Source organism: Fibrobacter sp. UWB16 (assembly GCF_900215325.1).
Classification (GTDB): domain Bacteria; phylum Fibrobacterota; class Fibrobacteria; order Fibrobacterales; family Fibrobacteraceae; genus Fibrobacter.
Genome location: NZ_OCMS01000001.1, coordinates 800,913 through 816,429 on the forward strand (window position 1 = coordinate 800,913; position 15,517 = coordinate 816,429).

The 15,517-nt window shown below is 44.7% G+C and carries 12 protein-coding genes and 1 other RNA gene; 7 read left to right on the forward strand and 6 right to left on the reverse strand.

The genetic code is table 11. From position 1 onward, the window contains the following. Positions 1-36: 36 nt before the first annotated feature. Positions 37-1,737, reverse strand: a complete 1,701-nt coding sequence (locus CRN95_RS03355; RefSeq protein WP_235002850.1) for a hypothetical protein — start codon at positions 1,735-1,737, stop codon at positions 37-39. Between the two features lie 127 nt (positions 1,738-1,864). On the opposite strand from CRN95_RS03355, the gene rnpB reads away from it, so the two are divergent. Next, positions 1,865-2,235: RNase P RNA component class A (gene rnpB / locus CRN95_RS03360), an RNA gene on the forward strand. A gap of 40 nt (positions 2,236-2,275) precedes the next feature. Here rnpB and CRN95_RS03365 read toward each other — a convergent pair. The 3 genes from CRN95_RS03365 to CRN95_RS03375 are packed head-to-tail and all read right to left on the reverse strand — an operon-like array spanning position 2,276 to position 4,064. Then, complete coding sequence (locus CRN95_RS03365) at positions 2,276-2,830, reverse strand: hypothetical protein (protein ID WP_097020097.1); 555 nt, start codon at positions 2,828-2,830, stop codon at positions 2,276-2,278. A 32-nt stretch (positions 2,831-2,862) separates the two neighbouring features. Further along, positions 2,863-3,402, reverse strand: a complete 540-nt coding sequence (locus tag CRN95_RS03370) for an alpha/beta hydrolase (RefSeq protein ID WP_097020098.1) — start codon at positions 3,400-3,402, stop codon at positions 2,863-2,865. A 17-nt stretch (positions 3,403-3,419) separates the two neighbouring features. Further along, positions 3,420-4,064, reverse strand: coding sequence for an ABC transporter permease (locus CRN95_RS03375; RefSeq protein WP_097020099.1), 645 nt, complete (start codon positions 4,062-4,064; stop codon positions 3,420-3,422). A 404-nt stretch (positions 4,065-4,468) separates the two neighbouring features. Here CRN95_RS03375 and CRN95_RS03380 point away from each other — a divergent pair, with 404 nt between their 5' ends. From CRN95_RS03380 to CRN95_RS03390, 3 genes are read left to right on the forward strand one after another with little or no spacing between them, the layout of a single operon-like run. Beyond that, positions 4,469-5,407, forward strand: a complete 939-nt coding sequence (locus CRN95_RS03380; protein WP_097020100.1) for a hypothetical protein — start codon at positions 4,469-4,471, stop codon at positions 5,405-5,407. 7 nt (positions 5,408-5,414) lie between these two features. Beyond that, positions 5,415-5,777, forward strand: coding sequence for a hypothetical protein (locus tag CRN95_RS03385; RefSeq protein ID WP_097020101.1), 363 nt, complete (start codon positions 5,415-5,417; stop codon positions 5,775-5,777). A 34-nt stretch (positions 5,778-5,811) separates the two neighbouring features. After that, positions 5,812-7,296 carry an FISUMP domain-containing protein gene (locus CRN95_RS03390; RefSeq protein ID WP_097020102.1) on the forward strand — a complete coding sequence of 495 codons (1,485 nt, stop codon included), beginning with the start codon at positions 5,812-5,814 and terminating at the stop codon, positions 7,294-7,296. Between the two features lie 76 nt (positions 7,297-7,372). Here the strand turns inward: CRN95_RS03390 and ettA are convergent, their stop codons facing one another. Both ettA and CRN95_RS03400 read right to left on the reverse strand, forming a co-directional pair. Continuing rightward, positions 7,373-9,067, reverse strand: coding sequence for an energy-dependent translational throttle protein EttA (ettA, locus tag CRN95_RS03395; RefSeq protein WP_072827579.1), 1,695 nt, complete (start codon positions 9,065-9,067; stop codon positions 7,373-7,375). Between the two features lie 151 nt (positions 9,068-9,218). Next, the gene (locus tag CRN95_RS03400; protein ID WP_097020103.1) at positions 9,219-9,866 is read right to left on the reverse strand and encodes a CatB-related O-acetyltransferase; all 648 of its coding nucleotides are present in this window, start codon (positions 9,864-9,866) and stop codon (positions 9,219-9,221) included. 364 nt (positions 9,867-10,230) lie between these two features. Here CRN95_RS03400 and CRN95_RS03405 point away from each other — a divergent pair, with 364 nt between their 5' ends. The 3 genes from CRN95_RS03405 to recQ are packed head-to-tail and all read left to right on the forward strand — an operon-like array spanning position 10,231 to position 15,475. After that, positions 10,231-11,592, forward strand: coding sequence for a DUF262 domain-containing protein (locus tag CRN95_RS03405; protein WP_088629816.1), 1,362 nt, complete (start codon positions 10,231-10,233; stop codon positions 11,590-11,592). After that, a complete protein-coding gene (locus CRN95_RS03410) occupies positions 11,585-13,612 on the forward strand; it encodes a DUF262 domain-containing protein (protein WP_097020104.1) in 2,028 nt (675 codons plus the stop codon). Before CRN95_RS03405 ends, CRN95_RS03410 begins: the two co-directional genes overlap by 8 nt. A 15-nt stretch (positions 13,613-13,627) precedes the next feature. Further along, positions 13,628-15,475, forward strand: a complete 1,848-nt coding sequence (gene recQ, locus CRN95_RS03415; RefSeq protein ID WP_097020105.1) for a DNA helicase RecQ — start codon at positions 13,628-13,630, stop codon at positions 15,473-15,475. The last annotated feature ends 42 nt before the right edge of the window (positions 15,476-15,517 follow it).

Consider the following 15,517-nt stretch of genomic DNA (forward strand, 5'->3'; position numbering starts at 1 on the left):
CATGTTCAACAACCTTTAGAAAGTTCATCTACAAAATTACAATGTATACGATGTCGTCACAGAGTAATGCGCATCGCCCTTGCGTTTACCATTCAGCGGGAAGCTCACATCAATCTTGTTGATCAAGCGACTAATAGACTTTGTCTGTGCCAAACGGATTCCAAAGCCAGCCACATAAATCAAATCCTTGCGATTGATATCCATCACGCGTGCCGCCGTTTCGCCAACGCTTCCAAAAGCAACAATGACAGGAGCAAGTGTCAAAATTTCAAAATCCGGGAACCAGCGCTGTTCCAAATTTCCGTAAACGCGAGCTTGTCCAGAATAGTACCCCGTCGGGAACCCGACAAAGCCATCAGAGCCACCTAAGGTCAACTGGTAGCCGAGCTTGGCATCATCATACATATCCAGCTGGCCCGACAAAGCCGTCGAGAATCGAGTACTCGGATGGAAAATATATTCACCATTCACACGGCCATAAAAGTCATGGCGCTTGCCATGATCCAAATAAAACTTCATATAGGACTTAAGCGTCAAATGATGATTATCACGACCAAGATAAAGGTCCGTCCAAAAATCTAAACGGATATCATTATTATCGGAACCAAGTTGTTCGTAATTTTTTGAAATTTGAGCCTTTACAGAAAAGCCTTTATCTACATCTTCAGTCCATCTCACGTTGTGGAAATTCTTGAGCTTTTCATAACGCAAATTAGAGTACATGACATAAAAGCCAAGGCGCGAATCCTTGCGCTCCGGCACCCAGTCTTCTGCCGTGACCGCAGAATCAATGGCGTAGGCCTTCTCACCATCGGCAAACTGATAACGCCATACACGGCCTTCATCAGCAGTTTCACGCAAGTAATCATACGTTGCACCCAAGTAAAGCTTACGTTGCGTCCCGCCAAAAGAACGGCTCAAGCGAAAGCTCAATGAATCAGTAATGAAATCTTCAAGTTGAATCAACTTAACAGACTTTTTCCCATTGAACTGCTGCAACGAATCCAGACTCTTTTTCGGTTTGACTTCAACCGCGCCATGCGGTAAATCGCCATTTCCATAAATGTACGCGATTCGTTTGTTTTTCAAGCCTTCAAGTGTGTACGCCCATTGGTTCACGCTACGGCTGAGGAACGGCACATACATTTTCCAGCTTGCAAGGTATCCATCCGTGTTGTAGCTATACAAGAAATCCAAGTGGTTGTAGCGGAAAAGGAAATGCGGGTCGCCATATTCCACCTGCAACATGTTGCGGAACTCGTCATGGCCATAGTAAAATCCGAGCTTTTGCCCAAGCCCAAGGAAATTGCTTTCCTGAACGCCGAGTCCCCAGACCAAGTTGTCATAAGACCATTCGCTTCCCGAAAAGCCAAACGTCACAGGAATGGTAAGCGTCCAGTTATCGCTCGTCTGGACCGTAACGATATTCTTGCCGTCCTCCCCCGTTGCAGAAATATTTGCATCCGAAAGGAATTTCTGGTCACGCAAAAAACGTTCCGATTCAAGGAGCAAGTTCAAGTTGACCAAGTCCCCTTTATCAAAGAGCAAAAGTTTTCGAACCGTGGCTTCGCGAGTTTCAATATGAACCCAGTTCAAAATGTCATACGCCCACCGGTCGTACTTCGTATGCGCTTTGGAATCGTCAAAGGCATCGCCAATTTTATAGCGAATTTCATCGACACGAAAAACGGCACTAGAATCAACCGCATCGGCAAAGGATGCAGCGATAAAACTCAACAAACAAAATATCAATTTTTTCACGGGAAGAATATACAATTTTAGACGCTAGATGGGAGACGAGAGACGAGAGATTTCGCCGAATTCTATACTTGCACTTTCCCGTTGCTTTTTCTACATTTCACAACGAGTGGCGGATGGCCGCCGGCTGCGAGCAATCAAGGCTGGAGGAAAGTCCGGGCACCGCAGGGCAAGATGCTGGATAACGTCCAGGCGCGGTAACGCGACAGAAAGTGCAGCAGAGAATAGACCGCCCGCAGCAATGCGAGTAAGGGTGAAACGGCGAGGTAAGAGCTCACCGCACGACTGGTGACAGGAGTGGCATGGTAAACCTCATCCGGTGCAAGACCAAGCAGGATTCCGTTCGAAAGGACCTGGTGCGGCCCGTGCCAGCTGGATATCCGGGTAGGTCGCTTGAGGCGGTCGGTAACGATTCGTCCAGAGAGATGGTCATCGCTTCGCAAGAAGTACAGAACCCGGCTTATAACTACTCGACTTTGAAGGCTTCCGTGACAAACGGAAGCCTTCTCCTTATAAATTATCTCGAAGTCCTTCTTTTGATGACTTCATCATAATCTCCATCTTTCCATTTTCGTTTGTAATCCTCGCAGTCCTCTTCGTATTCTACAATTGCCGAATTAAGCGATCCCAAACTCATGTTTTGGAAACTAATAACAAAGTAGGAAACTCCGTTTTTGCAATAGGTTTCTGTATAATTTCTCTTATGAGAACTTTCTTTTATTCCATCTTCGAATTCCAAGCACATGGCCGCCTTTTCATGAGGCGTTATATAAAAATGGGAATCTTCATAGTACTGCGTTCCGGTACCGTTTTCGTCAAACGTAAACTTTTCCACATGTCCCTTGTATTTCGGAATATTCACCTTAATCTGTTTCCAATACGAACCATCTTCATTTGTACCATCCGTAACGACACAATAGAAACCTTCATCCCCATTCGGCGGGAAACTTCCCTTTACTTCGCTCGTTGAATTTGAGCCAGAACCATTACTGTCACCGCTCGATGCGGAATCATCGCAAGCGGTAAATGCAAACATTGTAAGTATTCCAAGTGCAAGCAAACGCTTTTTCATTTTTTCTCCTTTCTTATAATTCTCTTACACATTTACAAATTTTTCTCAAATTCAGCCAACAATTTTCGGCCTTCGTCCCACGCGCCGAGATTAGAAAGCGCGTTAATGTGACCGCAGCATCCTACGTCAAAAAGCTTCGAGCCCCAGGACTTCGCAAATAAATTTGCGCGTTCAAAAGTCACATATTCATCGTTTCGGCTTGCCACAACGCATGTTGGAACCGGTAATTTTTGCAATGGCATCGGAGCAAAGTCATCCACAATGTCAATTGCGTCAATATCGGCAGGAGCCACAAGGAAAGCGCCCTTTACATGCGCAGGCAACCTTCCCTCTGCAACGTTTTTCAACAAGCAAAATACAGTCGTCGCAACACCAAGGCTATGCGCAACAAGAATCGTATCGGACTTGAGGGAGGCTACCGTCTTGTCGAGAGCATCGACCCATTCCGCCTTGGTAGGATGTTCCCAATTGCGTTGCTGAACGCGAGTTGCATTAGGGAGGCTATGCTCCCAATAAGTCTGCCAATGTTCAGGACCAGAATTGCTATAACCAGGGACAATTAAATAATGCATCAGAACATCCTTGAAGACTACAAACTAACAAATTTCTTCATACCCGCAAAAGTGACCGTCAAGCTTACGAGAACCGACACGACTAACGTCACCAGAGGCACAAACAAATTACTCAAAAAAACTTCGTGGCCAAGCTGTACAAGCAACAGAAGCGGGATAATGAAAAAGAGTGTCATGTGGGTCGCTGCACGGACAGTCTTTACACGAAGCGACACCATCAACGAAAACGCAGTCGTCAACAACACCGCCGAAAGCGCCCCAAGCATCGAGGCCACCGCCGCCGTCACCGTAATTTCGGAATGCGAGAACCAGTAGCCCAGTTGAGCCAAAAGCGCAAACACTAACGGGAATGGGAGAATTGCAAACAACTTGCCCCAAAAGAGTTTCGCAGGCGCAATCGGAGAAAGCTGCAAAAGTTCCAGCGAATTGCGTTCGCGCTCGCCTGCAAAACTGTCGCCCGCTAAAGGAGCGCCCATCGGAGCCATCAGGCAACCGAGCAAAAGCATCATGTAGCTTCCCATGCCCTGCATAATCTCGCCACCGTAACGCGACACGGCAATCGCCTGACTCGCCGCGAGAATCACCGGCGGGATGATGAACGGAATCCAAAAACGCGGATCCCTAAAGATCAAACGAAGTTCGTGTCTAAAAACGTGGAGCATATATCTAACCTAGAACTTAGAAAAAAGAGCGACAGCAAGGGCGATTTAAAAGCACGCGAAGTACGATTTTGGCCATTTTATGCTACTAATTTTGAATTTCTGCCGTTTTTGTAGCATAAAGTTTCTTTTGTCTGCAAATATTTTCGAATAAAAAGCGTTTTCTCATGCTACTAAATTTGCATTTTGACGAGTTTAGTAGCACAAGCCCAACAAGCAAATACGAAATCGGTCCGAATTTCGTTTAATTTATCTAGACTTTTTGATACTAAATCGAGATTTTTTCACTTTTAGTAGCATATTTTTGCATTTCGTCAGCAATTTCCATGTCAAATCGATTGAGACACCTCAAAAAATGTATATTACACAAAGTAAAAAAATCATTCTTTACGAGAAGAGAGAAACACATGCATTTACGCCATCTTTTTTTCATCACCAGTACCTTTTTATTTTTCGCCTGTGGAGAGAGCGAAACACCGACTAATGCAGAAAAGAAAAACGCAGAAGTTGCAGGAACATGCACCGACCCATCCATAAATATTACGATCGACGATGTTCAAAGCACCATGACAGCGCACCTATTGAACACGCGAAATGAATGCTCCGTCGATGGAGATGTTTTCACATTCACTGGTGAAAAAAGGGAACGCGACCTAGTTTTCGATTACCAGTTCGTCGGAGACACCTTGATTCTCGCAGCACGTGGCGAAGGCTATCAAGAAATCGTACTGGTCGGTGGCAAGAACGGAAACCTTTCAGCTCGATGGAAAGTTCTCCCAGGATACAGGTTTATCAATGGATCCATAGTCAAAGAAGAAGTAAGCTCAGACACACCCAATGACTATTATGACATTTCCGAAAGTTGCCTATTTATTAAAGACAACAGCCTTAGCAATTGGGATTATACGGAATCAAGACTGACCGCCTGGATTTACGACAATCTTTTCTCGCGCTACAAGTTCATTCATTCAAGCAATGCCTATGGTGACGAGCTGTTTACACGCGGAGGCGACCTAGTCGCTTCTGTCAAGGAAGAGTACGGGATAACAGTTCTTGAAAAAACACGTACGTCAGAAACAATCACGGCTTTCGGCCAAACAGTTTCAATCCGTTATGATAACATTCAAAGCGATACCCGATACTACATTTTCAGATCTTACGACGCCACAGTAGAAGCAAACGGCAATTCCTGCAATTACACTTATTTGTACATGAGTGAAGTACCAGAAGAAGCATGCAAGGCTGAATACAAAGATTACATCGAAGTTAAAGACAACAAAGCCGTAAGAGTCAATAGAGACAATACGGAATCATTCGCCCAATGCCTTCTCGGTCTGCTCGAGTAAAGCAAACATGAGCGATAATTTGAAAAACAAACTCTCCGTGTGGGCGGTTTATAGTGCCGGCGGGCTTATATTTGGGGCTTTTCTAGCTCCTCTTTTCGGCTTTAAAAAAGCGCTCTACATATTCCTTGCATATTCGCTTTTTTCTGCAATAAGTATTTTCGTTTTTGGGAAATTTCCCGGACGAAGGAACATATTCAAGAAAACCGATAATATGTACATCGACGATTATTTTTCAGAAGAAGACAACCACGGCAACGAAACCGACAAATTCGACGAAATTATGGGCTTAAGGGAAAGAAAAAAATCCTTTGACGAACTCATCGCCGAAAGGAAGAAAATAAACGAACCCAACGAGAACAAAAAAGTATAGATTGTAAAGATGAACGATCCATCAGGAGTGTCAAATGCGTTGGAACAAGCACTTATTTTCTAAAAAATACGCCTCCCTAATGGCAAGCGCCCTCTTGGCGTTTTTCACAGCTTGCAGCAACGCAGTCAATTCGGACGAAGGCGAAGAATCGTCGTCTTCGATTTGCAAGGATTGCACAGATAAAAAATCTTCATCTAGTAGCAAAAAAACGTCGTCCTCCAGCAAAAAGAAATCCGCGTCTTCCTCTTCCAAAAAGGATTCGTCATCATCCAAAACTTCATCGAGTTCTTCGGAAAAATCCAGTTCGAGCCGTATGGGACTGCCACCTTGCAGAACCGCCGACGGTTCGAAAGATGATTGCGAATATGGAGAGTTTACCGACGTGCGTGACGGTCAAGTATACAAGACCGTGAAAATCGGTTCCCAGACCTGGATGGCAGAAAACTTGAGGTACAATACGGGAGCCGACTGCGCTATATTCGATGATTACAAATGCTGCAATGAAAAAGGACTTGAATATTGTAAGGAAAAATTCTATTCGAGCATAGCAGCTAGCACAGCTTGCCCACCCGGTTGGCATTTGCCGTCTCAAGCCGAATTCGACACCCTGATCAATGCCGTCGGAGGCCCGTCAGAAGCGGCAAATTCCCTTAAGTCAACATCAGGTTGGTTTCCTGAGTGGAACGGATTAAAGTGGAACGGTTCGGACGGCTATGGTTTTAACGCAGAACCTGTTGGCGTAGATGAACTTTGTGAAGGGGATTGTACAACAGTGGATTTCGGTCCCGGTACAGAAACATGTTTCATGAATACATCGGGATGCCTAAAGCTAAACAACTCAAACAATGAGATACGCAATGGATCTTCTATCTGGGGTGGTTCAGTCCGTTGCCTTTTGGGCGATACAGGCCCGTTCTTTTCGCGTATTCCTCCATGCCGGACAGACAGTAGCGACAATTGCGAATATGGAACGCTTACGGATACTCGCGACAACCAAACATACAAGACTGTGAAAATTGGCGAACAAATCTGGATGGCACAAAACCTCAACTATGAAACTGACAGCAGTTTCTGCAACAGCAACAAGGAGAGCAACTGTACAAAGTTTGGAAGGCTCTACCTATGGAATGAAGCCGTCGAAAAGGACATCTGCCCCGAAGGCTGGCATGTACCTTCAAGCGAAGAATTCAGAACCCTTACTTCTGCAGTCGGAGGGGAAAATCTAGCCGGTTTATATCTCAAGGCCACAACAGATTGGGACTCTTATGTTTTGAACGAAGGCATTGGCAAAGATTCCTATGGTTTTGCGGCGCTCCCGGCAGGCAGCAAGCACAATAGATTCTTCTCCCCGGGGAAAGAGTACGCCTATTTCTGGAGTTCTTCGAAAAGCGATTACAAAACCAAAAAAGACACAACCGCGTACGCATATGCATTAAACATGGACTACCAAACAGATGCTGCGGAACTTACCTCTTCTCGCATAGATTATGCAAATTCGGTTCGTTGCCTTAAAGATTAAATGATTTTACGGGACTCTTTCGAGTCCCGTTTTTTTAAAGGAGATGCCCGTTCGGAGACGGGCATGACATAACCAATTACTGTCTCGTAAGAGTCTTGTACTTGATGGGCTTCGGATTGTCGGCATCTTCGCCAAGGCGCTTGCGACGATCAGCTTCGTATTCGCTCCAGTTGCCTTCGAACCACACGACCTTCGAATCACCTTCGTAAGCGAGGATGTGCGTTGCAATACGGTCAAGGAACCAGCGGTCATGCGAGATGATCACGGCGCAGCCAGCGAACTTGAGGATAGCCTGTTCCAAAGCCTGCAATGTTTCGATATCCAAGTCGTTCGTCGGTTCGTCAAGGAACAAGAGGTTGCCCGGCTTCTGCAAGTTCTTTGCCATAAGCACACGGTTGCGTTCACCACCAGAGAGCTGCGAGAGCTTCTTCTGCTGGGCAGCACCCGTGAAGTTGAAGAGACCGCAGTAAGCACGGCCATTCATCTTGCGGTCGCCCACCAAGATTTCGTCATTGCCACCCGTGATGGATTCCCAAACCGTCTTGGAATCGTCCAAGCTTTCGCGGCCCTGTTCCATACTGATGATTTCGACAGTTTCGCCAATCTTGAGCGTACCGCCATCCGGCTTTTCCTGGCCCATAATCATCTTGAACAAAGTCGTTTTACCAGCACCGTTCGGACCGATAATGCCCACGATACCCGAGCGCGGCAAGCTGAAGTTCAAATCGTCGAACAGCACCTTTTCGCCAAAGGCCTTCTGCAAATGTTCCGCCTGAATGACGACATCGCCCAAGCGCTTGCCATTTGCAATGTGGATCTGAGCCACCTTGATCTGTTCCTTGGAATCTTCCGCCAAGAGTTCTTCGTAAGCCTTGAGACGAGCCTTGCTCTTTGCCTGGCGAGCCTTCGGACTCTGCTTGACCCATTCCTGTTCACGAGCGAGACGCTTTTGACGGTCAGATTCGCCCTTTTCTTCGTTCTTCATGCGTTCAAGTTTCTGGTCAAGCCACTGGGCGTAATTGCCTTCCCAAGGAATGCCGCGACCGCGGTCAATTTCCAAAATCCAGTTCGTTACGTTGTCAAGGAAGTAACGGTCATGCGTCACGAGAATCACAGAGCCCTTGTATTCACGGAGGTGGCGTTCGAGCCATGCAACCGTTTCGGCATCCAAGTGGTTCGTCGGTTCGTCCAAGAGCAACAAATCCGGTTCTTCGAGGAGCAAGCGGCAAAGAGCCACGCGGCGCTTTTCACCACCGGAGAGGTTCGTCACCGGCCAATCGCCCGGCGGGCAACGGAGAGCGTCCATTGCAATTTCAATGTTGCGGTCGAGGCTCCACAAGTCCTGAGCGTCGATGATATCTTGAAGCTTTGCCTGTTCGTCGAGGAGCTTGTTCATCTCGTCGTCTTCCATCGGTTCAGCAAACTTCATGGAAATTTCGTTGAAGCGGTCGAGCACGGCTTGCTTTTTGGCCACCGCCTGCATCACGTTTTCCTTGACGGTCAAGTTCGGGTCAAGCTGCGGTTCCTGCGGCAAGTAGCCTGCGGTGCGGCCCGGTTCAATCCAAGCTTCGCCCTGGAATTCCTTGTCAATACCCGCCATGATGCGGAGGAGCGTAGACTTACCGGCACCGTTCTGGCCGATAATACCAATCTTTGCGCCATAGTAGAAGCTCAAAGAAATATCCTTCAGCACCTCTTTGTTAGGCGGATAGGACTTGGTCATTTTGTACATGTAGAAAACGAATTTTTCTGCTTTGTTTTGTTCGGCCATATTTTACTCTCTTCGCTTCAAGAATGCGCGGACCTTCGGTCCATTGAGGTATGAGGTTAAAAGTTTTTCTCAGGACGAAGTCATCCTGAACGAATGTGAAGGATCCAGTTATTTTTTCCTTATTTTCGTTGCGTTCAATATAGAAATATTTTTAGGCACGATTTGCAAGGTATTCCTTGATTTTCCCCTTGACAAAAGCCAAGTCCGGATTCGTGAGAATCGGAATCAGCGTATTGATTTCTTCGACAGGCTTATTCCACCATTTCCACTCGAGCATCAGCGCCGTCAATTCCTCGTCGAAACGATTGCGTATAAACTGCGCCGGATTCCCCACCACAATCGTGTAAGGTTCCACATCGCTCCCAACAACCGCATTTGCGCCGATAATCGCCCCATCGCCAATATGCACACCCGGCAAAATCACAGCGTTCTGCCCAATCCACACATCGTTTCCAATCACCGTATCGCCCTTGAGCGGCAAATTTTCTTTGGCAGGAGGCGCCATATTCCACCCCTGCAATGTGTAGAACGGGAACGTCGAAACCGCATTCATCTGATGGTTCGCCCCATTCATCACGAACTCCACCCCTGAGGCAATCTGGCAGAACTTTCCGATAATCAACTTATCGTCATTCCACGGATACAGATGCGTCACGTGGCTCTCGAAATCGCTATCGGCAATGTAAGTGAAATCACCCACGACAATCTGCGGATTTTTGAGCGTCGGCTTCACGTAAATTTCCTTGTCGTAGCCCGCAATCGGGTGGACCGTCATCGGATCAGGGAGTATGTTTGACATAGGGACCTCTATTAACAAATATAAGCAAAAATTTAAAACTGATTTTGAGGATCAAGAAACTACCCAATCCTACCCAATCCTACCCAATATAGCGAAAAAGAGCTTTTGATTCTCCATGACCTCAAAAACAAAAGAATCTGCAACATATTGCAGATTTTCATTGACAAATCATATCAGGTCATACATTTTAATATAAAAACCGCAATATTTTGCAGGTTTCAGCGTATTTCGTATTGATTTAATGGTTGATATTGAAAAGAAACTGAAGCTATAGAAGATTTTTTGCATTTTGAAATTTTATGACATCAACATGATGTATATTTGGGAAAAATACACGAAAAACTGATTTTTATACAGGCGCCCGATGAGTGAAACTATTTTAAAACCAGAAATTATTTCAGTCAAGCAATTACTAGCCATTCCAAATTTGCGAATTCCTGAATACCAGCGTCCGTACAAATGGACGGAAAAAAATGTCAATCAACTTATTGACGACATTCGCGACAACCTTGACAAATCAGCCTACCGCATCGGAACACTCGTCATCCACAATAACAAGGAAGAAGGAAAACTTGATATTGTCGATGGGCAGCAACGAACAATAACATTATTTCTTCTTGCTATTAAAATTCTTCCTCTTATCGAAGAAAATAACGACCTACAAAGACACGTTTTCTTACGAGGCGATTCCATCAATAGTTTCAAGCCTCAATCAACACTCAAGTTTTCCAACGTTATTACCAAGCAAAATGTCCAGAAGAATTTCAAGGCTATGGAACGTAGAAAATCTGATTTAGAAAAAGCAGATTTCTTAAAATTCTTCTTTAATCAATGCCAATTCGTGAAAATTGTAATTGACGACGTTTCAGAAGCATTCCAGTTTTTCGATTCTCAAAACGCTCGCGGCAAGGACTTGGAACCGCACGATTTGTTGAAAGCGTATCACCTTCGTGAAATGAACAATTCCTCTACAGAGCAAGAACGTCTAAACGCGGTAAAGAAATGGGAAAATATGGAGCCCAACGAGTTGTCCAGTTTATTCTCACAATACCTTTATCGCATCAAAAACTGGGGTCGCGATCTATCGGCGCGGTACTTTACGAAAGACGATGTAGACACATTCAAAGGTATCAGCCCAAATCTTGAAGAAGACTTCCCATACACAAAACTTTATCGTATCGCCCATTATTACGTTGACGAATTCAATTCATCTTGCCATTCCAAAATTTTGCATGAATCATTCGATTTTCCATTTCAGATTGATCAGGTAATCATCAATGGGAAACGCTTCTTCGAATATGTATCCCATTACGCCCAAATGCGTGAAGAAATAGAAAGCAACAGATCACATGAAATTCTAGACATTATACATAATTATGATGGATATAACAGGACTGGAGACCGTTATGTACGCAATCTATTCTATTGCGCCCTAATTGACTATATCGATAAATTCGGTCAAAAAAACATCGATCGCATTGTAGAGAAGCTGTTTATTTGGGCTTATACACTACGATTAAAGTTGCATAGTGTCGACATTGAATCAATGGACAACTACGCATTAAATTTGGGACATTCACAGATTGCGATGTTTAAAATAATCCGAGACGCAAATAAGCCACAGGATATTTTAAATGTAGAATTGGGCACTCTTTCTGATACCAAAGCAACCAAAGAAGAAAAAATTATTGCGAAATTTAAAACATTAGGTTATTATAATGGCTAACAATCTCACACCATTGTCAATCAAGACCCTTTTTGAAGAAGAAAAAATCCGTTACGAGATTCCAATTTATCAACGAGACTATGCTTGGACAGAGCCTCAAATCCGTCAGCTAATTTTAGACATTGCGGACTATGCAAAAGATAAAAGTAATTGCAATTATTACATCGGAACACTAATTGTCTACGAACGTAAGGACGATTACGAAACCATTTATGAAACAATAGACGGCCAGCAAAGACTAACCACATTAAGCATCATTCTAAATCTCTTATACAATAAAAATAAAGAATTAGATTGGTTCCATAATGAATTAGGTTGGTTCCGCGGGAATATATTGTCTTTTGCAAGTCGCCCAAGATCCACAGAATCGCTAAAGCTTCTTTCTAATTTGGATAAGCAATCATACGATAACCCAAACATGAACATCATACAAGGTTATCGTGATGCAGAAAAAGCCTTATCGCAAATTCTAAAAGAAAAGAATCTTGAAGAAAAGAACTTTGTTAAATACTTAGCAAATCAAGTCTACATTTTACGAGTTCCAGTTCCACGCGATACTGACTTGAACCATTATTTTGAGATCATGAACAGCCGTGGAGAACAGCTTGAAAAGCACGAAGTTCTTAAGGCTCAATGTTTAAAATGCCTCGATGTGAAAGACCGTGTGGCCTTCAATAAAATTTGGGAAGCAGCGGCCAATATGGAACGCTATATTCAATATGGGTTTTCTAAAAACGAGCGCAACGCTATTTTCGGAGGCAATGAAAAAGACGGAAACCTATGGGATGTTCTAGACAACAACCCTGAGCATGTTTACGAGAATCTTCACAACTCAAATGAAGAAAGTGAAAGCGAAGAAAGTCTCGAAGCCATCGCAAAAAATGACGCCAATATCAGCGTAAAAGAAGAAGATAACGAAGATACAAACGTCCGTTTTAACACCGTTATCAATTTCTCAAATTTTCTACTTCATGTTTTACGCATTCAAACAAAAACAGACATTCCTCTAGACGACAAGCGTTTGCTCGATTTGTTCAAGCCTTACGTAAAATCAGACAACCCTGAGGCGAATCGACAGTTTGTCAAAGAGTTCGGCTACAATCTTCTAAAAATGAAATACCTATATGACAAATACATTATCAAACGTGAATTTGTCGGTGGAAGCGATCGATGGAGTTTAAAGCGCGTTCGCATTTACGAAGGTAAAAAGCGTTCTTATTCATATGTCGGAACATTTAGCGATACATCAAATCCTGATATTGAAAGCGAAGAAAATCGCGAAATCATAATGTTGCTTTCGATGTTCCACGTATCAACGCCAACGCTTGTGTATAAGCACTGGCTAAACGGCGCTTTAAAATGGTGTTTTGAGCAGTCTGAACCGATTACAGCAAAAGCCTACAAAGAATATTTGGAAAAGATGGCAGAAGCGTTCTTACGAGATCGTTTCCTGTCCAAATCACCACTGGATTACTTTGAAATTATTTATAAAAATTCCTGTAATGTTCAAAACATTGACAATAATCAATTAAACACAGACGCATTAAACGCAGGAACAGCCGTAGAAAACTTCATTTTCAACTATCTGGATTATTTGCTTTGGCAAAATTTCAGGACGACAAAATCTGCATTTGATGTTATCGGTGACAATGAAAAATTAAGAAATGATTCAAGAATAGCCTCATTTGAATTCACATTCAGAAGTTCTGTGGAACATTATTATCCGCAAAATCCTATTGAAGGCCCTGATTATAAAATCAGTAAAGAGAATCTTGATTGCTTTGGCAACCTTTGCCTAATCAGCAACTCAAAGAATTCTCGATTGAGCAATTATATGCCACTCGCCAAAAAAGAACATTATGAGCAAAGTGAAAATCTTGACAGCATCAAGCAAAGAATCATGATGGCTTATACCGAATGGGACGAAGGCAAACAGTTAATGGACAAGAATGGAGTAAATGAAATTCAGGACCATTATGAAAAAATGGTAAAAGTATTACGTGTAGATAACAATTCCTAGACCCATTTCAAAATAATGCCCACCGCTCACGAAATTCTAAAATTTGTTTTTGGCTACGATGCATTCCGCCCCATGCAAGAGGAAATCATCGAGCATGTCGTATCGCGTAAAGATGCGCTTGTGCTGATGCCGACTGGCGGCGGAAAGTCCATTTGCTACCAAATTCCAGCCTTGATGTTCAAGGGCATCACGGTCGTTATTTCACCGTTGATTTCACTGATGAAAGACCAGGTGGACGCGCTGAATGCAAATGGCATTGGTGCAGATGCACTGAACAGCAACAACGAAGAAGGCGAAAATGCGGCCATCCGTCAGCGTTGCAAAGCAGGGCAAACCAAGATTCTCTACATTTCGCCGGAGCGTTTGCAGCGGGAAATTCCGTGGTTGCAAAATCACTTGAACGTTTCGCTATTTGCTATTGACGAGGCGCACTGCATTTCGCAATGGGGGCACGATTTTCGTCCAGAATACACGCAGCTCGGCGGACTGCACCAAGCGTTCCCAAGCGCAACAATCATGGCGCTGACAGCTACGGCAGATAAACTCACAAAAGAAGATATTGTCCGGCAGCTGAACCTGCGCGACTTTAGACTTTTCGTGAGTTCGTTCGACCGTCCGAATTTAAGTCTCGATGTGCGGCGCGGTTATTCCGCTTCCGAAAAGCTGAAAGCCATTTTGTCCATCATTTCAAAGCACAAGCACGAATCGGGAATCATCTATTGCCTTTCGCGCAAGAGCACCGAAAAAGTCGCCGAAGAACTCATCAACACAGGCGTTTACGCAAAGGCATACCATGCGGGGCTAACCGCCGAAGAACGCAACAATGTGCAAGAGGATTTCATCAACGACAATATCGATGTCGTGTGTGCGACAATCGCATTCGGCATGGGCATCGACAAGAGCAATGTCCGTTATGTCATCCATTACAATCTCCCCAAGAGCATCGAGAGCTTTTATCAAGAAATCGGGCGCGCGGGCCGCGACGGCCTCCCCTCCGAAACCGTGCTGTTCTACAACTTCCAGGACATCATCACGCTCCGCAAATTTGTAAACGAGAGCGGCCAGCGAGACATCAACTCCGAGAAGCTCGACCGCATGCAGGAATACGCCGAATCACAAGTTTGCCGTCGTCGCATTTTGCTCAACTACTTCGGCGAAAACAACAATAGCAACTGCGGGAATTGCGACATCTGCAAGCACCCGCCACAGCGTTTCAACGGCACGATTCTCGTGCAAAAGGCGCTCTCGGCCATAAAACGTACTGGCGAGCATATCGGCTTTTCAATGACCGCCGACATTCTCAAGGGAACGCTCAGCGACGAGATCGTCCAAAAGGGTTACGACAAGCTCAAGACTTTCGGTGTCGGTAGCAAAACAACGCTCAAGCATTGGCACGATTACATGCTGCAGATGTTGCAACTCGGTTACATCGAAATTGCCTACAACGAGAACAACCACCTTAAAATCACCGAGAGCGGTAACGAAGTCCTCTTCGGGAAGAAAACGGCAGAACTTGCCATCGCCGCAAAAGCAGAAGCAAAGGAAAACGCAAAACCGGGAAGCGGTCACGGCGCATTTTCGCGTACTTCTGCCGGCAGTACACGCACAACCTACGCGCACTATTCAGACTCCGACGAAGACAATTCCCTATTCGAAGCTCTGCGAAAAGTCCGCAGGCAAATCGCCGAAGAGAACAACTGGCCCGCCTACGTCGTACTTTCTGACCGTACGCTAAAAGACCTCGCCTACAAGGCGCCTATTTCCATAAACGAGCTGCAAGATGTATTCGGCTTTGGCGAAATGAAAATCCGGAAATTCGGGCAGCAATTCGTAGACGCCATCTGCGATTACATGAGGCAATAAAAAATCCCGCAGCACACGCCGCGAGATTTTTCACAAGGAGGT